Origin of the sequence: Occultella kanbiaonis (assembly GCF_009708215.1) — a bacterium.
Taxonomy (GTDB): Bacteria; Actinomycetota; Actinomycetes; order Actinomycetales; family Beutenbergiaceae; genus Occultella; species Occultella kanbiaonis.
The window spans coordinates 2,231,817-2,254,577 of the sequence record NZ_CP046175.1 but is presented as its reverse complement, the minus strand read 5'-3'; the positions used below and the strand labels follow the sequence as shown (position 1 = coordinate 2,254,577).

Here is a 22,761-nt window from a genome sequence, read left to right as displayed (position 1 = left end):
TCCGGTCAGCGCACCCAGGGAGCGTCGGCGGGCCGGAGCCCGCTCAGGCCGGTGGCGCGAGCCGCCTGCAGGGCCAGTAGCCCGGCGACCGCACTCGGGTTGTGCAGGTCCCCGGCCATGACCATGGCGACGGCGTCGGCGAGCGGCACCCAGCGCAGCTGGATCCCGGCCTCCTCGCCCTCGCGGGTGAACCGGTCGCCGTCGGGAAGCTCGCCGAGGTCCCGGGCGAGGAAGATCCGCAGGGCCTCGTCGGAGCCGCCGGGGCTCGTGTAGTAGTCCACGAGCGTGTCCCAGCGGCCGGCGCGCAGGTCCGCCTCCTCGGCCAGCTCCCGGGCGGCGGCGTCCACGAGCGGCTCGTCCGCCACGTCGAGCAGTCCCGCCGGGACCTCCCACAGGTAGGACCGGACCGGGTGCCGGTACTGGCGTAGCAGCAGCACCCGCTCGGCGTCGTCGAGGGCCACCACGGCCACGGCGCCCGGGTGCTTCATGAACTCCCGGTGCACGGTGCCGGCCGCGCCGAGGTCGACCGTCTCGGCGACGATGTCGAACACGTAGCCGGCGTGGATGGTGCGGGAGTCCGTGACCGGCAGGTCAACACGCTCGTCGGCGATCGGACCCTCGATCGGCGTGGCGTCCGGCACAGACGGCACAGCATCCGGCACGGGGCCGCCGTCAGGCATTGCGGGCCGGTTCCACCTCGAGGAGGCGGGTCTCGCGCTGGCGGCCGAGCGCGGCCGCGATCAGCCCCACGAACAATGGGTGGGCGCGGGTCGGCCGGGACTTGAACTCCGGGTGCGCCTGGGTGGCGACGTAGTACGGGTGCTGCTCGCGGCCGAGTTCGACGAACTCCACCAGCGAGGAGTCCGGCGACCGGCCGCTGATCTGCAGTCCGGCCTCGGCGAGCACGTCGCGGTAGGAGTTGTTCACCTCGTAGCGGTGCCGGTGCCGCTCGGAGACGCGCTCCGCACCGTAGGTCTCGGCCACCACGGAGCCGGGGGTGAGCACGGCCTCGTAGCTGCCGAGGCGCATCGTGCCGCCCAGGTCTCCCCCGCCGTCGACGATCGCGAGCTGTTCCTCCATGGTCGCGACGACCGGGTCCGGGGTCTGCGGGTCGAACTCGGTGGAAGACGCCTGCTCGAGGCCGAGGACGTTACGGGCGTACTCGATGACCATGCACTGCAGCCCGAGACAGATCCCGAGCGTGGGCACCTGCTGCTCCCGGGCCCATCGCAGCGCCCCGAGCTTGCCCTCGATGCCACGGACGCCGAAACCACCGGGGATGAGCACGGCGTCGACGTCGGCGAGGGCCTTGCGGGCGCCCGCCTCGGTGGCGCAGTCGTCGGAGGCGACCCAGCGGATGTTGACCCGGCTGTTCTCGTGGAAGCCACCGGCGCGCAGCGCCTCGGTGACGGACAGGTAGGCGTCCGGCAGGTCGATGTACTTGCCGACCAGGGCCACCTCGACCTCGTCGGCCGGGTGGTGCACCCGGTCGAGCAGACCGTGCCAGGAGTCCCACTCGACGTCCCGGAACGGGATCGACAGGCGGCGGACCACGTAGGCGTCCAGGCCCTCGCTGTGCAGCACCTTGGGGATGTCGTAGATGCTCGGGGCGTCGACGCACGTGATGACGGCCTCGCGGTCCACGTCACACATCGCGGCGATCTTGCCCTTCACGGACTCGGGGATGTCCCGGTCGGCACGGCACACGATCGCGTCCGGCTGGATACCGATGCTGCGCAGCGCGGCCACGGAGTGCTGGGTGGGCTTGGTCTTGAGCTCACCGCTCGGGGCCAGGTACGGCACCAGTGAGACGTGCACGAAGAACACGTTGTCGCGGCCGATGTCCTGGCGGACCTGGCGCGCCGCCTCGAGGAACGGCTGGGACTCGATGTCGCCGACAGTGCCACCGATCTCGGTGATGATGACGTCCGGTGCCTGCTCGCCGGCCGCGGGGGTGGCCTGGGCGCGCATCCTGAGCTTGATCTCGTCGGTGATGTGCGGGATCACCTGGACCGTGTCCCCGAGGTACTCACCGCGGCGCTCCTTGGCGATCACCGTGGAGTAGACGACGCCCGTGGTGACGTTGGCCCCGGCGTTCAGGTTGACGTCGAGGAAGCGCTCGTAGTGGCCGATGTCCAGATCCGTCTCGGCGCCGTCCTCTGTGACGAACACCTCACCGTGCTGGAACGGGTTCATCGTGCCCGGGTCCACATTGATGTACGGGTCGAGCTTCTGCATGGTCACCCGCAGCCCGCGAGCGCGGAGCAGATGGCCGAGGCTCGAGGCGGTCAGACCCTTGCCGAGCGAGGAGGCGACACCGCCCGTCACGAAGATATGACGCGGGATGTTGGCCAGGTTGCCGGCGTACCGGTCCGAAGAGTTCACCACGGACTTTTACGCTATCACCGTTGTGTAGATCCTGAGCACCTGAGCGAGCGAGTCGGCCGCCGTCGGCAGCCCGGCGGCCCGCGCCAGCGAGGCCGCACGCATCGACTGCTGGCGCTCCGGATCGGACAGGACGGCGGCGATCCTGGCCGCCATGGCGTCCGCGTCCGGGAAGGGCACGAGCTCCGCCGCGTCGCCGGTGACCTCGGCGGTGCCACCCACGTCGGTCGCGACGATCGGTGCGCCCGCGGCGAGCGCCTCCTGGAGGTTCAACGGCTGCCCCTCCCACGCGCTGGTGCTCACCACCACGTCCGCGGTGGCCATCAGGGTGGACAGGTCGTCGCGCCACCCGAGCAGGATCACGGGGAGATCCTCCCCGAGCACCTGATCGGCCAGCTCGTCGAGCAGCGGCCCCGAACCGGCCACCAGCCAGCGGGCGTCGGGGGCCCGGGCGGCGAGCAGCGCAGCGGCATCGGCGAGCAGGCCGAGACCCTTCTGCGGAGCGAGCCGGGCGGCCGTCAGCACCATCCGGTGCTCGGGCGAGATACCGAGGTGGCGCCGCCCGGAGGCGTCCAACGGCGTCGCACCGCTCTGCCCCGCCGACCCGGTGACGCGCACCGGCGCCGGCACGAGGGCACGCTCGGGGTTCTTGGCGCCCAGCTGGCGGGCATGTTCGACGAGGTCGCCGCTGACGCCGAGGACGGCGTCGGCGCGGGCGAAGATGAGCCGTTCCAGGCCCGCGGCCACCGTCCGCATCCCGACGCCACCCACCGGTGCGTTGTGCAGCGTGACCACGAGCGCGGTCCGGTCCGGGCCGTGCCCGGGAGGAGTCAGGGCAAGCGCCGCGAGAGCCCCGGCCCGCAGGCCGTGCGCGTGCACCACGTCCGCGCGCCGGGCGATGCTGCGGATCCGGGCGACGGCGTTCGCGTCGGACATCCGGGGGCGGTCGGCGATCGTCACCTGCTGGGTGTGCACCCCGTCGGCGGCGGCCTCGATCACGCCCGGCGGTCCGGCCAGGATCACCCGGTGCTCGCGGGCGAGATGCTCCGCCAGCTCCCGGGCGTGGCGGCCGACCCCACCGTCGCTGGAGCCGGTGAGTTGCACGATCCGAAGCTCAGGCACGGGTCCTCCTCAGGATGCTCAGGATGTCACGGTCCGCGGCGAACACCGCACCGCACACGGCCGCCGCGGCGAGGATGGCGCCGAGCAGGCCGGCCATCACGGCGGCGAGGCCGGAGTGACCGGCGAGGTCGAGAACCGCGTCGGTGGCCCACCGGCCCACCAACGAGCCGATCACGGCGCCACCACCACAGACCAGTACCGTCCGAGCAGTCGCCCGCGTCACCGAGCCGGGCAGGGCCCGCGCGAACGCGACGAGCAGGGCCAGCCCGGCGACGGTCATCCCGATGCTGTGCCCGAGGCCAAGTACCGCCAGCGTCGCCGCGGGTGCTCCGCCGTCGGGCGCCACCACCCGGACGCCGACGGCGCAGGCGACGGTCACCACGAGCCACCCGCCCGCCGTCGCCGCCACGGCCACCCGCTGGCGGTCGAGCGCGAACAGGGCCCGGCCGACGTGGAAGATCATCGCCAGGCCGACCACGCCGGGTGCCATGAGCGTCAGCGCCATGGTCATCCCGGCGGTGTCGTTGTCGAGAGCGAAGACGGCCTCCGCCGCCGGGGCCACGGCCAGCAGGGCAGCCATGCCGAGCATCGAGACGGCCAGCACCGCCCGGGTCGACCCGTCGGCGGTGCGGGCGAACTGGTCCCGGTGCCCGTTCGAGGCGAGCTCCGCGAGGCGAGGGAACACGGCGGTGGCGAGCGGGATCGCGAGCACCGCGTACGGCAGCAGGTAGACCGCCTGGGTCCACTGGAACACGTTGATGGTGCCCTCCGCGCCGCCCTTGCGGGCCAGCAGCACGACCGCCAGGACGCTGACCTGCTGTGCCACGAGGGAACCGATGCCGGCGAGCGCGAGGGCGCCGGCCCGGCGGGCCACCCCGGGCGGGAACCGCAGCGTCGGGCGCAGCCGGACCCCACACCGGCGGACCGGGATCAGCAGCGGCAGGGACAGCACGGCGACCCCCGCCGTGGTGCCCCAGGCGAGCCAGGCCAGCGCGGCGTCCGAGAGCTGGCCCGGCTGGTCCTGCATCCCGTCCGCGAGCACGCCGAACGCGACATAACTGAGGATGACGACCGTCGAGGACACCAGCGGCGCCAGCGCCGGTGCCAGGAAGCGCCGGTGCGCCTGCAGGACACCGGTCAGCACCACCCCGATGCCGTACAACACGACCTGCGGTGCGAAGACGATCAGGAAGAAGGTGGTCAGGTCCTCCTGAGCGGCGGCGTTCCCGCCGACGGACTGCGGCAGGGCCTCGGCGATCGGCCGGGCCAGCAGGGTCAGCGCGAGCGCGATCGGGATCAGCGCGAGCATCGCCCAGGTGAGCAGCGCCGAGGAGATCCGGTCCACGTCGGCCTGGATCTTCCGGGCCAGCGGTCCCGCGAGCAGCGGGATCACGGCGCCGGCGAGCGCACCGCCCGCGACCACCTCGTAGAGCACGTTCGGGACCGTGTTCGCGGTGGCGTAGGCGTTGCCGACGGCGGTCGCACCGACGGTCTTGGCCTGGACCCACCAGCGGCCGAAGCCGATCAGGCGGGACGCGACAGTGAGGACGGCGATCATGGTCGCCGCCCCGGCGACGCCACCGAGCAGGCGGCGTGAGCTCACGCCGTCCGGCCCCAACCGTCCACCCGGCGCAGCACCGGGGTCGCCTCGATGACCTTCGAGAAGCTGACCCGCTCGCTCAGCAGCGTCGCCGCCACCACGGCACCGAGGCCGATCCCGCGAACGCGCGCACTCGGATGCAGCGCGAACGCGGTGCCCACCAGGGCACCGAGCGCATTCGCGCCGGTGTCGCCCATCATGGTCCGCTCGGCGAGGTCGTCGGACCAGGAGGCCACGATCACGGCGAGCACGCCGGTCGCGAGCGGGGCGCCCGGCCCGCCCGCGAGGGCCAGCGGCGCGGCGAGCGCTCCCGCGGCCTTCAGTCCCCGGCCGGGGCGCAGGTCGAACAGGTTGACGAGGTTCGCGGTGCCGGCCACGAGGGCGCCCGAGGTGAGCACGTCGAGTCCGCGGGCGGCCGCCGAGCGGACGGCCGTCCCGGTCTCACCCGGGTCGATCGCGGCGCGCTCACCCATCCGGGTGCCGACGGCGGCGGCGACCATGGCCGACGCGCCGATGCCGAGGAGCTTGATGGCGCCGGTGGTCACCTCACCCCGGGCGAGGGCGCCCAGGTGACCGCGCAGGCCCTTGGAGGCGGGAGCGCCCGGGTCGAGGTCGTCGACGGCCCCGAGGGCGCCACCGACGGCGGCGGCGAGGGCACCGGCCGCACCGGCCCGCCCGCCGGCGCCCAGCGCCGCCGCTACGGACCCCTTGGCGGTGGCCACACCGCCGAGCAGGCTGACCGTGTTGCCGCGGTAGTTGCTCCGCTGCCAACGCGCCGCACCGCCGGGGGCGGCCTCACGCAGCAGGACCGACGCGGCCACGGTCAGGCCGCCGCCGAGGAGCGCCGCGGCCAGCCGGCTCATCCCTCGCCGTCCGTGGCGTCGTCGGTCGGCTCCGCGTCGCCGGTGTCGTCGGAGCCGGCCGGGGCGTCCACGGGGCCGGGGGCGAACGTCGCCGGGTCGGGCGGGGTCAGGGTCGTCGGCTCCGGGATGACCGCGGTGACGCCCTCGGCGAAGCCATAGCTCGCGGGCGCTCCGCCCGTGGTCGCGGCGACCGCGAGCGGCACGGTCACCTGTCCGGTGATGGTGCCGACACCGTCCACCGTGGTCACGGCCGAGGCGGCCGCCTCGTCCGCGCGCACTGCTCGGACCAGGTCGCCCTGGACGGCGTCCCCGCCGGCGAGCACGGATGCCTCGCCGGAACCGGCGAGCTCGACGGCGAGACCCGTGTAGGCGACGTTGGCCTCGGTCAGCTCGGTGACCGCCGCCTCGTCGGCCGGTTCCTCGACCAGTTCCGGCGCGATCACGACGGTGGCGTACGCCGGCGCCGTTGGCGCGCTCACCTCGGTGATCAGCTCGCTGCTGATCAGGAGTTCGTAGAGGTTCTCGGCCTCGGCGGACCTGGCCTCGAGGTTCGCCGGGTCCCGCAGCGTCAGGGCCTGGCCAAGCGCCTGACCGAGGATGGTCTCGGTGCTGGCGTCGGCGGCGGGTGCGGGGTTGAGGTAACCGACAAGGCTCTGGGCGATCCCGGAGCGGAACGCGCGCTCGGTGGGGTCGGCCCAGTTCTCGCCGACCATCACCCGGGCGGTCACGGTGGCGCCGGACTGCTCCAGGCGGGTCATCACGGCCTCGGTCACCTCCGGGTTCGCACCCGGCAGTTCCACGACGGCCACGGACCGGTCCTCGAGGACGCCGCCGAGCAGGGCCGGGGCGGACGCGGAGATGAACTCCGAGCGGCGCTGCAGGTTCATCTCGGCCACGTCGAGTTCGGCGCGCAGCGCATCCTTCTCGTCGCGCAGCAGTTCCACCTGACCGGTCAGCTCGTCGGCGATGTAGTCGCGCAGCGGCCCGGCGCCGAGCACGATGCCGACGGCGAGCGCGAGGAACACCGAGATCAGGGAGACGATGTGGTAGCGGAAGTCGATCACGTGTGGGTTTTCCTTCTCGGTCTTCGGCCGGGGCAGGTGGGGCGGCGGGACGGCGTACTAGCCGCCGAACAGGCCCCGGATCCAGGACCAGATGTCGTCGAACCGGGCCAGCAGGATCCCGAAGAACGCCTGGCCGGCCGGCGTGGAGGCCAGCGCGGCGATCAGTGCCGCGAGGCCGGCCAGGATCAGGCCGGTGACCTGCCAGTTGGAGATGCGGTGCCGGTACAGGCGGGAGACACCCTTGGCGTCGATGAGCTTCCCGCCGACCCGCAGCCGGGTCAGGAACGTCGAGGCCATCCCGGAGCGTCCCTTGTCGAGGAACTCCACGAGGGTCTCGTGGGTGCCGACGGCCACGATCAGCGCGGCACCCTTGTCGTCGGCGAGGAGCATCGCGATGTCCTCGGACGTGCCGGTGGCCGGGAACACCACGTGGGGGACGTCGAGCTGCTCCACGCGTTCCAGTCCGGGTGCGCGACCGTCGCGGTAGGCGTGCACCACGACCTCGGCACCGCTGCGCAGGGTCTTGTCCGAGACGGAGTCCATGTCCCCGACGATCAGGTCGGGTTTGAGCCCGTCCTCGATGATGGCGTCGGCGCCGCCGTCCACGCCGATGAGGATCGGCCGGTACTCGCGCACGTACGAGCGCAGCATGGCCAGGTCCTCCTTGTAGGAGTACCCGCGGACCACGATCAGCACGTGCCGGCCCTCGATCTTGGTGGTGATCCTCGGCACGCCGACGCCGTCGAGCAGGAGCTCTCGCTCCCGCTTCATGTAGTCCATGGTGTTCGCGGCGAACGCCTCGAGCTGCACCGACAGGCCTGCCCGGGCGTCCTCCATCGCGGCCGCGACGCTCGCGTCGTCCTGGCGGGTGCCCTCGGCGACCACCGAACCGGCCGCGTCGAAGACGGTGCCGCCGTCGAACCGGATGGTGGTGCCCTCCTTGAGGGTCATCACGTCCGGGCCGAGGTCGTCGATCAGCGGGATTCCCGCGTCGACGAGGATCTGCGGGCCGAGGTTCGGATAGCGCCCGGAGGTGGACTTCGCGGCGTTCAGCACGGCGGTCGGCTTCACCGCGACCAGGGCCTCCGCGGAGACCCTGTCGATGTCCTCGTGGTCGATGACGGCGACCTCGCCCGCCCGCAGGCGCTTCGTCAACGACTTGGTGCGCGGGTCCACGCGGACATGGTGGAGCGCATCGGAGGGAGCGTTGGCGTCACTCGATCGGCGTCGGAGCAGGGATCTCATCGAGTCTATGGTCCCACGCCCGTTCGTTCGAGGAGTTCTGCGGCATGCCGCATGGCGGTGTCGGAGTCCGCGTCGCCACTGAGCATGCGGGCCAGTTCGGCTTCGCGCTCGGCGCCCAGCACCTCGCGGATGTCGCTGTTCGTCACCGCATCCGCACCGTCGTGCGTGGTCTTGGTGACCACCACGTGCCGGTCCGCGTAGGCGGCGACCTGAGCCAGGTGGGTGACGATGATCACCTGGGTGTGGCGGGCCAGTTCGGCCAGCCGGCGACCCACCTCGACGGCGGCCCGTCCACCGACGCCGGCGTCCACCTCGTCGAACACGAACGTGGGCAACGCGCGATCGGTGGAGGTCGCCTGCTCCCGGGCGAGCGCGACCTCGATCGCCAGCATCACGCGGGACATCTCACCGCCGGAGGCACCCTTGGCGAGCGGGCGCGAGGGCGCTCCCCGGTGGGCGACCAGGAGCAGTTCGACGTCCTCGGCGCCCCACCCGGCGAGCTCCGCACGCGGGGTCAGGACCACCTCGATGCTCGCGCCACCCATGGCGAGCCCGGCGAGCTCGGCGTTCACGGCACTGGCCATCCGGGCCGCCGCGTCCTGACGCCCGGCGGTCAGGGCCGCGGCGGCCGCCGACTCGGCCTCGGTGGCCTCGGCGGCCCTGGCCTCGAGGGCGTCCCGGCCGGCCCCCGGTGCCGTGAGTTCCCCGATGCGCACCCGGGCCGCGGCGGCGTGGGCGAGCACGGCGGCGAGGGGGTCGTCGTCGCCCGGGTCGGCGTAGGCGCGGGTCAGTTCGCCGAGGGCGGAACGCCGGTTGTGAAGCTGTTCGAGCCGATCCGGGTCCGCCTCGAGGGCGCTGGCGTAGCTGCTGATCTCGGTGACGAGGTCGCTGAGCTGGTAGGACATCTGGGCCAGTCGGGCGGACCAGTCCGCCAGCGAGGCGTCGAAGCCCTCCGCGGCTGCGAGGGCTCGGCGTGCCGCCTCGGTCAGGGCGACGGCGTTCGGCGCGTCCAGGGTGTCCTCGGTGCCGGCCAGTGCTGCGTGCGCCTGCTCCGCGGCAAGCCGTAGCTCCTCCACGTTGCCGAGCCGTTCGGCCTCGTCCCGGAGTGTGGCGAGCTCGCCGGGCACGGGTTCGAGGGCGTCGATGCGTTCCAGGTCGCGTTCGAGCCTGGCCAGTTCGGCGCGGCGGTCCTCGACCTCGGCGTCCCACGCGGCGAGCTCGTGCTCCAGTGCCCGACGGCGGCCGTGGGCCTGGGTGAATGTCGTCAGGGTGTCGAGGTGCTCGGGGCCCGCGAACGCGTCGAGGGCCTGGCGCTGGTGGGCGCTGGACCGCAGGCGCAGCTGGTCGCTCTGCCCGTGCACGGTCACCAGCTCGGCGCCCACGTCCGCGAGAATGCCCTGCGGGACGGTGCGGCCACCGAGGTGCGCACGAGAACGTCCGGCAGCGGCCACCGTCCGCAGCACGATCAGGGCGTCGTCGTCGAGCAGGGCACCGGCGTCGGCAGCGAGGTCGAGCGCCGGGTGTCCACTCGGGGGCACGAGCCGGCCCTCCACGGAGGCGGTGTCGGCGCCGGGCCGTACCGCGCCGGCGTCGGCCTTGCCGCCGAGCAGCAGGTCGAGCCCGGTCAGCACCATCGTCTTGCCGGCGCCGGTCTCCCCGGTGATGACGGTCAGTCCCGGGGAGAGCTCGATCCGGGCGGACACGATCACACCGAGGTTCTCAATGCGGATCTCCTCGATCATGGCGCTTCCCGACCGCCCCGCCAGCCGGCCACCGGCAGGTTGAACTTGCCGACCAGACGGTCGGTGAACGGGGCCAGGTTGAGCCGGGCCAACCGCACCGGCTCGGCGCCGCGGACCACGTCGATGTGGGAGCCGGGCGGGGCGTCGATCCGCCGTCGGCCGTCGCACCACACCACCGCGGAGGAGTAGCTGCGGGCCAGGATCTCCACGGACATGCGCGAGTCCGGTCCGACCACGAGCGGCCGGGCGAAGAGCGCGTGGGCACTGATCGGGGCGAGCAGCATGGCCTCGACGTCGGGCCAGACCACGGGGCCGCCAGCGGAGAACGCGTAGGCGGTGGAGCCGGTGGGCGTTGCCAGCACCACGCCGTCGCACCCGAACGTCGACAGGCCCCGCTCGTCGATGCCGATGGCCACCTCGATCATCCGCTCGCGCTCGCTCTTCTCCACGCTGGCCTCGTTGATGGCCCAGCCGTGGTGGAGCTCGTCGGAGTCGGGTCGCTGCACGGTCACGTCCAGCGTCATCCGCTCCTCGACGACGTAGTCCCGCTCGGCGGCCCGGCGCACCACGTCGGCGACCCGGTCCACCTCGGACTCGGCGAGGAACCCCACGTGGCCGAGGTTGATGCCGACCAGCGGGGTCTCGCGGCCGCGGATCAGTTCCGCGGCACGCAGGATCGTGCCGTCCCCGCCGAGCACGATCGCGAGCTCGATGTCGCCGTCGTCGACCTCCGACTCCTCGATCGGGGTCATCCCGCGGTCCCGCAGTCCGGACGCCACCGACTCCGCCGTGTGCACCGCGGCCGGCCGGGTCGGGTGGGTCAGAATCAGGACCCGGCGGCTCATGGCGCCGACCCCGCGGGGCCGTTCTCGATGGCGACCGCGATCATCGCGTCGATCTCCTCCGGAGTCGGGAACACGCCGTCGCCGGCGCGAAGGTGGACGAAGTACTCGACGTTACCGCTCGGCCCGGGCAGCGGGCTGGCCACGACGGCCCGCAGGGCCAGGCCGAGCTCGGCCGCGGCGCGGGCGACGGTGCGCACGGCGTCGGCGTGCAGGGCGACGTCGCGCACCACTCCCCCGGAGCCGAGCCGCTCCCGGCCCACCTCGAACTGCGGCTTGACCATCAGGAGGAAGTCGGCGTCCGGGGCGACGGCGCCCACCAGCGCGGGCAGCACCAGGGTCAGTGAGATGAAGGAGAGGTCCCCGACCACGAGTTCCGGTGCGGGGGCCACGTCGGCGGGGGTGAGCGAGCGGACGTTCGTGCGGTCCCGGACGGTGACCCGCTCGTCGGTCTGGAGCTCCCAGACGAGCTGGCCGTATCCGACGTCCACGGCCACCACGTGGGCGGCGCCGCGCCGCAGCAGCACATCGGTGAAGCCACCGGTGGAGGCGCCGGCATCGAGGGCGCGACGACCCGCGACCCGTGGGGCGGCGCCGGCGAGCGCGTCGAGCGCTCCGGCCAGCTTGTGGCCGCCCCGGGAGGCGTACTCCGGTTCGATGCCCTCGGCCGGCGGCAGGACGCGCACGGCCTGGGCCGGGTCGAGCTGGGTGGCGGCCTTGGTGGCGGTCGTGCCGTCGAGCAGCACACGGGAGCCGTCGATCAGCTCGGCGGCATGCTGCCGCGACCGGGCCAGCCCCCTGCGGACCAGCTCGGCATCCAGGCGCGCCCGACGCGCCACGTCAGTTCTCGGCCTGGGTGAGCCGGTCCTGGAGCACCCGGTAGACGTTCTCGAAGGCCTCGACGTGCTGGCTCAGCGGCGCCTCGGACATGCCTCCGAGTGCCGTGAGGGCGGCCTCGATCTCGGGGTCGTCGAACTCGGTCGGCTCGTCGTAGGCGCTGTCGTCACTGGGGGGCACGGTCGTTCTCCCTTCGCCTGACCCACGCTACCTGCCCCGCGGCGCGCTCACTCGGAGGCGAGGCGCAACGGTGGAAAGTCGGCGGGCAGGACGGATGTGTCGGTTCCGGCAGTGCCGACAGTGCCGACGGCGTCGCTGGCCGCCCAGGCCGCGGCGGCGGCCGCGCGGAACTCGTCCAGGGAGACGGTGGTGGGGTCCGATCCGGCGGTCAGCGTGAGCTCGCCGCCCGGCCTGGTGAGGATGAGCGTCGCGTCATCGACGCGGGCTGCGGCCGTGCCACTGGTCCAGGCTCCCTCGCGCCACTGTGGCTCGGGGTGTGCCTGGGCGAGGCCGCGCAGGTCCGCGGCGAGGAACGTCGGTCGCTCCCCCGGGACGGCCCGGAGCACCTCGGTGATCTGGTCGACGCCGGTGAGCACGTGCAGGCTCGGATAGCCGGCGGCCCGGGCACCGGCGATGTCGGTGTCCAGCCGGTCGCCGACCACGAGCGGGCGCTCGGCGCCGGAGCGGCGGGCGGCCTGGTGGAAGATCGAGGCCTGCGGCTTGCCGGTCGAGCGCGGGGTGACTCCGGTGGCGTGCACGACGGCCGCCACGAGCGAGCCGTTCCCGGGAGCCATGCCGCGGTCGGTGGGCAGGGTCGCGTCCAGGTTCGAGGCGATGTAGCCGGCACCAGCGCGGATCGCGTACACGGCCTCGGCGAGGTCGGTCCAGCCGAGGGTCGGTGCGAAGCCCTGAACCACGACGGTGGGCGCGTCGTCCGCGGAGGCGACGACCGTGAGCCCCTCCGCGAGCATCGCCTGCCGGAGCCCGTCACCACCGATCGTCAGCACCCGGGTCGTCGCGTCCGCCTCGGAGGCGACCAGGGCAGCGGCCGCCTGCGCGGCCGTGGTGACCTCGTCGGCGCTGGTCGGGATGTCGAGCTCGGTCAGGTGATCTGCGACGGTCTGCGGGGCGCGAGCGGCGTTGTTCGTCACGTACATGACTCGCATGCCCGCGGCGCGGGCGCCGATCACGGCCTCCGGCGCGTGCGGAACACCGAGCGCGCCCCGGTACACGACGCCATCGAGGTCGAGGAGGGCGACGTCGTAGGCGTTCTGCAGCGGCCCGCTCGAGCCGAGCAGGCTGGCGCCCGTCGTCACTTCTCGCTCTCCGGAGCGTCCTCGGCAGCGTCGGTCGGAGCCGCTGACCCGGACTCGTCAACGGGCTCAGGGTCCGGCTCGGCATCGACCTCGAGGTCGGGGTCGTCCACCTGCTCCGCGTCGGGATCCGCGTCCTCCTCGGGGCTGGGCTCCGTCGCGGCTTCCGCGTCCTCCTCAACGTCGGAGTCCTCGGAGTCGTCCGAATCGTCAAAGCCGTCGTCCGCGTCGTCCGAGTCGTCCGCGTCGTCCGAGTCGTCCGAATCGTCCGAATCGTCCGAATCGTCTAAACCGTCGTCCGAGTCGCCTGCCGGCCCCCGATCGACTTCGGCCTCCTCCTCGGCTTCTTCCTCGGCAGCCTCGTCCAGTCGCTGCTGAGCGCGCGCCGCGCGCTCACGCTCGGCGGCCTCCTCCTGCTCCTCGACCTGAGCGGCCATGGCCTCGAGTTCGGCCGTCGAGTACGGCACCTCGGCGAACTCGACGCCGTCGTCCTCCAGGTCGTCCTCGCTCGGCACCGGCAATGTTGCGGCGAGCGCGTCCGCCTCGTCCTCCCGGCCCAGCGCCCGCAGCACCTCCACGCGGGCCTCGTCCAACCGATGCTTCAGGTCGGGGTCGGTCACGGCCGCGGTGACGGGTGTGTCGAGGGTGAGCAACGCCGCCTCGGACTCACCGAGGTCGAGTCGCGCGCCACTCGCCACGATCGCGAGCTCCACGCGATCCACGTCTGTCATGTCCGGGCTCGGCTCGGCGGCTGCAAGCGTGAGGGCACGTTCGGGGCGCCCCAGTCCACGCTCGCAGTCGGCCTCGAGTGCACGGTGCGCATCGATGCCGCTCAGCCGGCGAACGGTGCGCAGTTCACGGAGAGCCTCCGCGTAGTTCCCGGTGGCGTAGGCCGTGAGGGCGACCGCCTCGCGGACGATGTCCACCCGGCCGGCGCGGCGGAGCGCGGCCTGCGCGTGCTCGTAGGCCTCCTCGGGGCGAAGGTCCATGAGACGGCCGGCCATCACGAGGTGACGTGCGACCTCGTCTGAGTTCTCCTTCGAGAGGGTCCGGAGTCGCTGCCGTGCCACGGGATCGAGGTCCTGAGGAACGACGTCCTCGTCGATCTCCGGCGCCGGCACCCGCTCACTCTGCGGCGGGCGGCTGTCGAGGCGGCGATCGGCGCTGCGCAGCGGACGACGCGAGTCGTCCGAGCCGGGACGCTGCGAGCCCCCGGCTCGATCAGCTCGCGGCGGCCGTCCGGTGCCCTGGGCGTCGCGAGACTTCCACTCCCGACGTTCGCCATCACGGGCCGGACGCGAGTCACCAGACCGCTGACCCTCGCGAGGCGGGCGCGAGTCATAGGAACGCCGCTCACCCTCGCGAGGCGGGCGCGAGTCATAGGAACGCCGCTCACCCTCGCGAGGCGGACGGGAATCATAGGAACGCCGCTCACCCTCGCGAGGCGGACGGGAATCATAGGAACGCCGCTCACCCTCGCGAGGCGGACGCGAGTCGTACGAGCGTCGATCACCATCACGCGGAGGACGCGAGTCACCAGACCGCTGACCATCACGGGGCGGGCGCGAGTCATACGAGCGCCGCTCACCATCACGCGGAGGACGGGACTCGAACGGACGCCGCTCACCATCTCGCGGCGGACGCGAGTCATAAGAACGCCGCTCACCATCACGCGGAGGACGCGACTCATAAGAACGCCGCTCACCATCACGCGGCGGACGCGAGTCACCAGACCGCTGACCATCACGGGGCGGGCGCGAGTCATACGAGCGCCGCTCACCATCACGGGGCGGGCTTGACTCGTACGGACGCCGCTCACCATCACGAGGAGGACGCGAGTCATAAGAACGCCGCTCACCATCACGAGGCGGACGCGAGTCACCAGACCGCTGACCATCACGAGCAGGGCGCGAGCCGGAGCCTCGACGGTCCCCATCACGCGGAGGACGGGAGTCATAGGAACGCCGCTCACCATCACGCGGAGGGCGCGAGTCGGAGCCTCGACGGTCCCCGTCACGAGGCGGACGCGAGTCGGAGCCTCGACGGTCCCCGTCACGAGGCGGACGCGAGTCGGAGCCTCGACGGTCCCCGTCACGAGGCGGACGCGAGTCGTAGGAACGGCTGTCCCCATCACGAGGCGGACGCGAGTCGGAGCCTCGACGGTCCGCGTCGCGAGAAGGACGCGAGTCGTAGGAACGGCTGTCCCCATCACGAGGCGGACGCCCCGAGCTCTGGCCGTCGCGCGGCTTCCACTCGCGTCGCTCGCCATCGCGGGGCCGGCCGGAGCCACTTCCGCGCTGGGGCCTGGAACCGGACGCACCGGCACCCTCGCGCCGCGGGCTTCGAGAGCCGCCCTCGCCACTGCTACGTGGCTTCCGGCCGTCGGCGTTCTCGCCGCGGTCAGGTCGCTCGTCCGACATCGTGCTCCTTCATGCCCGCTCAGTGATGCGTTCCCAAAACTACCTGAAAATGCGACAAGGGCCACCCCGGTGTGGGGTGGCCCTTGTCTAAGTGTTGTCCGGCGGCGTCCTACTCTCCCACGTAGTCTCCCACGCAGTACCATCGGCGCAGAGGGGCTTAGCTTCCGGGTTCGGAATGGGTCCGGGCGTTTCCCCCTCGCTATGACCGCCGTAACTCTATGGAGATGTTCTCGGTTTCCCGACCGTATCTCGGGAACCGCACAGTGGACGCGTAACACACAGGTATTGACTTTTTTGTGTGGTCAAGTTATCGGCATATTAGTACCGGTCAGCTCCATGAGTCTTTGAGTCCTCACTTCCACATCCGGCCTATCAACCCAGTAGTCTAGCTGGGAGCCTCTCAGGGACTAGCCCTATGGAAATCTCATCTTGAAGCAGGCTTCCCGCTTAGATGCTTTCAGCGGTTATCCCTTCCCAACGTAGCTAACCAGCCGTGCTCCTGGCGGAACAACTGGCACACCAGAGGTTAGTCCGTCCCGGTCCTCTCGTACTAGGGACAGCCCTTCTCAAATTTCCTGCGCGCGCAGCGGATAGGGACCGAACTGTCTCACGACGTTCTAAACCCAGCTCGCGTACCGCTTTAATGGGCGAACAGCCCAACCCTTGGGACCTACTCCAGCCCCAGGATGCGACGAGCCGACATCGAGGTGCCAAACCATGCCGTCGATATGGACTCTTGGGCAAGATCAGCCTGTTATCCCCGGGGTACCTTTTATCCGTTGAGCGACGGCGCTTCCACGAGCCACCGTCGGGTCACTAGTTCCGACTTTCGTCCCTGCTCGACTTGTCAGTCTCACAGTCAAGCTCCCTTGTGCACTTACACTCGAAACCTGATTGCCAACCAGGCTGAGGGAACCTTTGAGCGCCTCCGTTACATTTTAGGAGGCAACCGCCCCAGTTAAACTACCCACCAGGCACTGTCCCTGATCCGGCTTACGGACCGAGGTTAGATATCCAGAACGACCAGAGTGGTATTTCAACGTTGACTCCACAAGCACTGGCGTGCCCGCTTCATAGTCTCCCACCTATCCTACACAAGCCGTACCGAACACCAATACCAAGCTATAGTAAAGGTCCCGGGGTCTTTCCGTCCTGCTGCGCGTAACGAGCATCTTTACTCGTAGTGCAATTTCGCCGAGTTCGCGGTTGAGACAGCGGAGAAGTCGTTACGCCATTCGTGCAGGTCGGAACTTACCCGACAAGGAATTTCGCTACCTTAGGATGGTTATAGTTACCACCGCCGTTTACTGGGGCTTAAATTCTGAGCTTCGCCCGAAGGCTGACCCGTCCTCTTAACCTTCCAGCACTGGGCAGGCGTCAGTCCGTATACATCGTCTTGCGACTTCGCACGGACCTGTGTTTTTAGTAAACAGTCGCTTCTCCCTGGTCTCTGCGGCCCTCAAACGCTCCCACAGCAAGTGTGTTCACGCCTCAGGCCCCCCTTCTCCCGAAGTTACGGGGGTATTTTGCCGAGTTCCTTAACCACGATTCACTCGATCGCCTTAGTATTCTCTACCTGACCACCTGAGTCGGTTTAGGGTACGGGCGGCTAGAACCTCGCGCCGAGGTTTTTCTAGGCAGCATAGGATCACCCAATCATCCAGCATACGCTGTCACCATCAGTTCTCAGGCTATATGAGGTACGGATTTGCCTATACCTCGCCCTACAACCTTGGACGTGCCAAGCCATAAGACACGCTGGGCTACCTTCCTGCGTCACCCCTGTTAATACGCTTACCTACTACCGGTTCGGGTCACACGCTCCACGACCACGTCCTCCGAAGAGGATCTAGGACGCTTCGGGTGTTTAGCATCACCGGGCTCGGTATGGGCGGTTCTTCGCCGGTACGGGAATATCAACCCGTTGTCCATCGACTACGCCTGTCGGCCTCGCCTTAGGTCCCGACTTACCCAGGGCGGATTAACCTGGCCCTGGAACCCTTGGTCATTCGGCGGACGGGTTTCTCACCCGTCATTCGCTACTCATGCCTGCATTCTCACTCGTGTGGCGTCCACGGCTGGATCACTCCGCCGCTTCACTCGCCACACGACGCTCCCCTACCCATCCACACACCTGGACCAACACTACAAGAGTGCCGGCCGGGTAAAAATGTGAATGCCACAGCTTCGGCGGTATACTTGAGCCCCGCTACATTGTCGGCGCGGAATCACTTGACCAGTGAGCTATTACGCACTCTTTCAAGGGTGGCTGCTTCTAAGCCAACCTCCTGGTTGTCTGTGCAACTCCACATCCTTTCCCACTTAGCATACGCTTAGGGGCCTTAGCTGGTGGTCTGGGCTGTTTCCCTCTCGACTACGAAGCTTATCCCCCGCAGTCTCACTGCCACGCTCTCACTTACCGGCATTCGGAGTTTGGTTGACGTCAGTAACCTTGTAGGGCCCATCAGCCATCCAGTAGCTCTACCTCCGGCAAGAAACACGTGACGCTGCACCTAAATGCATTTCGGGGAGAACCAGCTATCACGAAGTTTGATTGGCCTTTCACCCCTATCCACAGCTCATCCCCCCAGTTTTCAACCTAGGTGGGTTCGGTCCTCCACGCGGTCTTACCCGCGCTTCAACCTGGCCATGGATAGATCACTTCGCTTCGGGTCTAGAGCACGCGACTCAATCGCCCTATTCGGACTCGCTTTCGCTACGGCTTCCCCACACGGGTTAACCTCGCCACGTACCGCTAACTCGCAGGCTCATTCTTCAAAAGGCACGCTGTCACCCCTGCTAGGGAGGCTCCAACGGATTGTAAGCACACGGTTTCAGGTACTATTTCACTCCCCTCCCGGGGTACTTTTCACCTTTCCCTCACGGTACTTGTCCGCTATCGGTCACCAGGTAGTATTTAGGCTTATCAAGTGGTCTTGACAGATTCACACGGGATTTCTCGGGCCCCGTGCTACTTGGGATACTCATCGGGAGGCCATGCGATTTCGTCTACGGGAGTTACACCCACTATGCTTGGCCTTTCAAGACCATTCGACTATCACAAGGCTTTCTGACTCCCCGTCCGTCCGGCAGAACGAACTGATAAGTCCCACAACCCCACTGATGCAACGCCCGCCGGCTATCACACACCAATGGTTTGGCCTGATCCGATTTCGCTCGCCACTACTCTCGGAATATCTCTTCCTGTGGGTACTGAGATGTTTCACTTCCCCACGTTCCCTCCACGCACCCTATGTGTTCAGATGCGGGTAACCGGGCATGACCCCGGCTGGGTTTCCCCATTCGGAAATCCTCGGATCAAGGTTCGTTTGCCAACTCCCCGAGGCTTATCGCAGGCTACTACGTCCTTCTTCGGCTCCTGGTGCCAAGGCATCCACCGTATGCTCTTAAAAACTTGTACCACAAAAATCAAAGATGCTCGCGTCCACTGTGCAGTTCTCAAGCTACGGGCGGTCCCACACCCCCACCCGACACAACCGTGCCGGAAGGCGCATGGCCCGAACGAAGAAACAAGCTCTCGCCCGTTCCCTCAGGACCCAACAGTGTGTCAACCGACCCCCCAACCAGACCACCCACCCGTTCCCACCCACCACCCAACAGAGCAGCAAGCTGTACTAACGCGAGCAGCCCAACCAACAGGGCCGTTCCATCGATGTTCCACCCGAGAGCACCACCTCGGAACATCCGTCCGAGCAGTGGTACCTGAACCGTCCCCCTCCAACCACCACGAAGGGCGATCAAACCAGGGCCGGCCAGTGCTCCTTAGAAAGGAGGTGATCCAGCCGCACCTTCCGGTACGGCTACCTTGTTACGACTTCGTCCCAATCGCCAATCCCACCTTCGACGGCTCCCCCCACAAGGGTTGGGCCACCGGCTTCGGGTGTTACCGACTTTCGTGACGTGACGGGCGGTGTGTACAAGGCCCGAGAACGTATTCACCGCAGCGTTGCTGATCTGCGATTACTAGCGACTCCGACTTCATGGGGTCGAGTTGCAGACCCCAATCCGAACTGAGACCGGCTTTCTGGGATTCGCTCCACCTCGCGGTATCGCAGCCCTTTGTACCGGCCATTGTAGCATGCGTGAAGCCCAAGACATAAGGGGCATGATGATTTGACGTCATCCCCACCTTCCTCCGAGTTGACCCCGGCAGTCTCCTATGAGTCCCCACCATCACGTGCTGGCAACATAGGACGAGGGTTGCGCTCGTTGCGGGACTTAACCCAACATCTCACGACACGAGCTGACGACAACCATGCACCACCTGTACACGAGTGTCCAAAGAGTGCGTTATCTCTAACACGTTCTCGTGTATGTCAAGCCTTGGTAAGGTTCTTCGCGTTGCATCGAATTAATCCGCATGCTCCGCCGCTTGTGCGGGCCCCCGTCAATTCCTTTGAGTTTTAGCCTTGCGGCCGTACTCCCCAGGCGGGGAACTTAATGCGTTAGCTGCGGCACAGAATCAGTGGAACTGACCCCACACCTAGTTCCCAACGTTTACGGCATGGACTACCAGGGTATCTAATCCTGTTCGCTACCCATGCTTTCGCTCCTCAGCGTCAGTAGTGGCCCAGAGACCTGCCTTCGCCATCGGTGTTCCTCCTGATATCTGCGCATTCCACCGCTACACCAGGAATTCCAGTCTCCCCTACCACACTCTAGTCTGCCCGTACCCACTGCAGGCGCGAGGTTGAGCCTCGCGTTTTCACAGCAGACGCGACAAACCGCCTACGAGCTCTTTACGCCCAATAATTCCGGACAACGCTTGCGCCCTACGTATTACCGCGGCTGCTGGCACGTAGTTAGCCGGCGCTTCTTCTGCAGGTACCGTCACTATCGCTTCTTCCCTACTGAAAGAGGTTTACAACCCGAAGGCCGTCATCCCTCACGCGGCGTCGCTGCATCAGGCTTTCGCCCATTGTGCAATATTCCCCACTGCTGCCTCCCGTAGGAGTCTGGGCCGTGTCTCAGTCCCAGTGTGGCCGGTCACCCTCTCAGGCCGGCTACCCGTCGTCGCCTTGGTAGGCCATTACCCCACCAACAAGCTGATAGGCCGCGAGTCCATCCCGAACCAAAATTCTTTCCAAACACACCCATGCAGGCGCATCTCATATCCAGTATTAGCACCAGTTTCCCAGCGTTATCCCGGAGTTCGGGGCAGGTTACTCACGTGTTACTCACCCGTTCGCCACTGATCCAAGGAAGCAAGCTCCCTCTTCACCGTTCGACTTGCATGTGTTAAGCACGCCGCCAGCGTTCGTCCTGAGCCAGGATCAAACTCTCCGTAAATGCATAACAGCACCCACAACCACCCAAAGGCAGCCACAAGCACCGACACTACGAAGCAACCCCCACCACAACCAAAGCTGCAATGGAAGCCGATTCAAAACCCGGCCCGACCAGTCATCTGGCACAACTGGTCAAACCAAATAAACAAACTATTCGGCATCGATCATATGACACACTGTTGAGTTCTCAAGGAGCGGACGCGCACCAACCCAGACCCGTTCAGATCCTCGCTGGGGCAACCTCTCTACCTTAGCCTCCCGCACCCTCGCCGTCAAATCCTGCGTTCCGGCTCGTACCTGCTGCCGGTGGGCATGGAGTTGCTGCGTGGACTGTGGTCCAAGGCCCGTCCTGTCGCTCCTCGATGCATCGCATCGGGTGACTGCCGGGGGTTCGTGCCCTCTATCCGGGACCGTCCACCTCTCGGTGTCCGTTCCTCCCTGTCGGGGCAACGAGGTGAAACATTACGTCGTGCCGAGGCAGCGGTCAAATCACCCGCAGCGCGCCCCACGGGCACCGGTCCGGACCCCGTCCATGGCCCCTGACCTGCGGCTACGTCCGTTCGGCGGAACTCCCAGGTCTCGGCTTCGGCCCAGATCCGGCAGGAACTGGTCCCAGTGACCTGAGTCACGATCCGCGACTGCTCGGGTGATGGCCCTCGCCGGAACGGGCACGGCCGGCCGCCGGGACCAAGGGTCCTCGGCAGGCCGGCCGGCATCGGGCAGCGGGTGCGGGTCGGTCAGCGGCGGGTGATGACCGCCAGGTTCCGACGCCCCCGGCGCACCAGGGCAACACCGCCGGCGAGGAGGTCTCCCTCGGTGATGATCTGCTCCGGGTCGGTGATCTTCACGTTGTTCAGGTACGCACCACCCTCGCCGACCACGCGGCGGGCGGCGTTGCGTCCCTTCTCCAGGCCGGCGGCCACGAGGGCATCGACGATGGTGGACTCCCCCGGCACCACGGTGCCCCGCGGCACCTCGGCCACGGCATCGGCGAGGGTTCCGGCGTCGAGGTCGTGCAGGTCCCCGGCGCCGAACAGCGCCGCCGAGGCGGCCTCGACCCTGGCCGTGGCGTCCGCGCCGTGAACCAGCGTGGTCACCTCACGGGCGAGCACCCGTTGGGCCTCGCGGGCGCGGGGTGCGTCGGCGACGGCCTGCTCCAGCTCGGTGATCCGCTCCCGGTCGAGGAACGTGAAGATCTTCAGGTAGCCCACCACGTCGGCGTCGTCGGTGTTCACCCAGAACTGGAAGAAGGCGTACGGGCTCATCAGGTCCGGGGCCAGCCAGACCGCACCGCCCTCGGTCTTGCCGAACTTGGTGCCGTCCGCCTTCGTGATGAGCGGGGTGGTGAGCACGTGGACCGTGCGACCGTCGGCCTTGCGGATCAGGTCCACGCCGGAGAGCAGGTTGCCCCACTGGTCGTTGCCGCCGGTCTGCAGCGTGCAGCCGTAGCGCCGGTTCAGTTCCAGGAAGTCCATGCCCTGCAGGATCTGGTAGCTGAACTCGGTGAAGCTGATGCCCTCGTCGCTGCTGAGCCGGCGGGCCACGGTGTCCTTCGCGAGCATGGTGCCGAGCCGGTAGTGCTTGCCGATGTCCCGCAGGAAGTCGATCGCGGACAGCGGCGCGGTCCAGTCGAGGTTGTTCACCATGGTGGCCGGGTTGTCGCCCTCGAAGTCGAGGAACCGGGAGATCTGGGCGTGCAGACGCATCGTCCACTCGGCCACGACCTCCTTCGTGTTCAGGGTTCGCTCGCCGGACATCCGCGGGTCGCCGATCAGCCCGGTGGCGCCGCCGACGAGCGCGAGGGCCCGGTGGCCGGCGCGCTGCAGGTGACGCAGCAGGACCAGCTGCACGAGGTGCCCGTGGTGCAGGCTCGGGCCGGTGGGGTCGAAGCCGGCGTAGTAGGTGACCGGCCCCGCCGCGAGTGCGTCGGCCAGGGCCGACTCATCGGTTGACTGGGCGATCAGACCGCGCCAGCGCAGCTCGTCGAGGATGTCGTTCACGGCTACTTCTCTGCCTCTC

Annotated in this window: 14 protein-coding genes and 3 rRNA genes; all 17 read right to left on the bottom strand. The window is 68.6% G+C overall.

Annotation, left to right across the window (positions count from 1 at the left end; all coding sequences use genetic code 11):
* Window positions 1-5: 5 nt before the first annotated feature.
* Window positions 6-680: an NUDIX domain-containing protein gene (locus tag GKS42_RS10405; protein ID WP_174791067.1), complete on the bottom strand. Its 675-nt coding sequence runs from the start codon at window positions 678-680 to the stop codon at window positions 6-8.
* Window positions 673-2,388: a CTP synthase gene (gene pyrG, locus GKS42_RS10400; protein WP_290368054.1), complete on the bottom strand. Its 1,716-nt coding sequence runs from the start codon at window positions 2,386-2,388 to the stop codon at window positions 673-675. Before pyrG ends, GKS42_RS10405 begins: the two co-directional genes overlap by 8 nt.
* 6 nt (window positions 2,389-2,394) lie before the next feature.
* Entirely contained in the window at window positions 2,395-3,507 is a 1,113-nt protein-coding gene (locus tag GKS42_RS10395) for a glycosyltransferase family 4 protein (protein ID WP_154793755.1), read from the bottom strand.
* Window positions 3,500-5,110: a murein biosynthesis integral membrane protein MurJ gene (gene murJ, locus GKS42_RS10390; RefSeq protein ID WP_210769354.1), complete on the bottom strand. Its 1,611-nt coding sequence runs from the start codon at window positions 5,108-5,110 to the stop codon at window positions 3,500-3,502. The genes GKS42_RS10395 and murJ overlap by 8 nt, the downstream gene beginning before the upstream one ends.
* Window positions 5,107-5,970: a hypothetical protein gene (locus GKS42_RS10385; protein WP_154793754.1), complete on the bottom strand. Its 864-nt coding sequence runs from the start codon at window positions 5,968-5,970 to the stop codon at window positions 5,107-5,109. The genes murJ and GKS42_RS10385 overlap by 4 nt, the downstream gene beginning before the upstream one ends.
* Window positions 5,967-7,034: a copper transporter gene (locus GKS42_RS10380; protein ID WP_168217802.1), complete on the bottom strand. Its 1,068-nt coding sequence runs from the start codon at window positions 7,032-7,034 to the stop codon at window positions 5,967-5,969. Before GKS42_RS10380 ends, GKS42_RS10385 begins: the two co-directional genes overlap by 4 nt.
* A 57-nt stretch (window positions 7,035-7,091) precedes the next feature.
* On the bottom strand, window positions 7,092-8,279 hold the full coding sequence (gene steA, locus GKS42_RS10375; protein WP_154793752.1) for a putative cytokinetic ring protein SteA: 1,188 nt from the start codon (window positions 8,277-8,279) through the stop codon (window positions 7,092-7,094).
* Between the two features lie 5 nt (window positions 8,280-8,284).
* Complete coding sequence (recN, locus tag GKS42_RS10370; protein ID WP_154793751.1) at window positions 8,285-10,021, bottom strand: DNA repair protein RecN; 1,737 nt, start codon at window positions 10,019-10,021, stop codon at window positions 8,285-8,287.
* The gene (locus GKS42_RS10365; protein WP_154793750.1) at window positions 10,018-10,866 is read right to left on the bottom strand and encodes an NAD kinase; all 849 of its coding nucleotides are present in this window, start codon (window positions 10,864-10,866) and stop codon (window positions 10,018-10,020) included. Before GKS42_RS10365 ends, recN begins: the two co-directional genes overlap by 4 nt.
* Window positions 10,863-11,702, bottom strand: a complete 840-nt coding sequence (locus GKS42_RS10360; RefSeq protein WP_154793749.1) for a TlyA family RNA methyltransferase — start codon at window positions 11,700-11,702, stop codon at window positions 10,863-10,865. Before GKS42_RS10360 ends, GKS42_RS10365 begins: the two co-directional genes overlap by 4 nt.
* A 1-nt stretch (window position 11,703) precedes the next feature.
* Complete coding sequence (locus GKS42_RS10355; protein WP_154793748.1) at window positions 11,704-11,880, bottom strand: hypothetical protein; 177 nt, start codon at window positions 11,878-11,880, stop codon at window positions 11,704-11,706.
* A gap of 47 nt (window positions 11,881-11,927) precedes the next feature.
* On the bottom strand, window positions 11,928-13,016 hold the full coding sequence (locus GKS42_RS10350) for an HAD-IIA family hydrolase (RefSeq protein ID WP_154793747.1): 1,089 nt from the start codon (window positions 13,014-13,016) through the stop codon (window positions 11,928-11,930).
* On the bottom strand, window positions 13,013-14,134 hold the full coding sequence (locus GKS42_RS10345) for a hypothetical protein (RefSeq protein WP_154793746.1): 1,122 nt from the start codon (window positions 14,132-14,134) through the stop codon (window positions 13,013-13,015). The genes GKS42_RS10350 and GKS42_RS10345 overlap by 4 nt, the downstream gene beginning before the upstream one ends.
* Window positions 14,135-15,529: 1,395 nt before the next feature.
* Window positions 15,530-15,646, bottom strand: a 5S ribosomal RNA gene (gene rrf, locus GKS42_RS10340).
* A gap of 85 nt (window positions 15,647-15,731) precedes the next feature.
* A 23S ribosomal RNA gene (locus GKS42_RS10335) occupies window positions 15,732-18,855 on the bottom strand.
* Between the two features lie 365 nt (window positions 18,856-19,220).
* Window positions 19,221-20,743, bottom strand: a 16S ribosomal RNA gene (locus GKS42_RS10330).
* The 16S, 23S and 5S rRNA genes sit together here, the layout of an rRNA operon.
* 736 nt (window positions 20,744-21,479) lie before the next feature.
* The gene (gene tyrS, locus GKS42_RS10325; RefSeq protein ID WP_154793745.1) at window positions 21,480-22,742 is read right to left on the bottom strand and encodes a tyrosine--tRNA ligase; all 1,263 of its coding nucleotides are present in this window, start codon (window positions 22,740-22,742) and stop codon (window positions 21,480-21,482) included.
* Window positions 22,743-22,761: the final 19 nt, after the last annotated feature.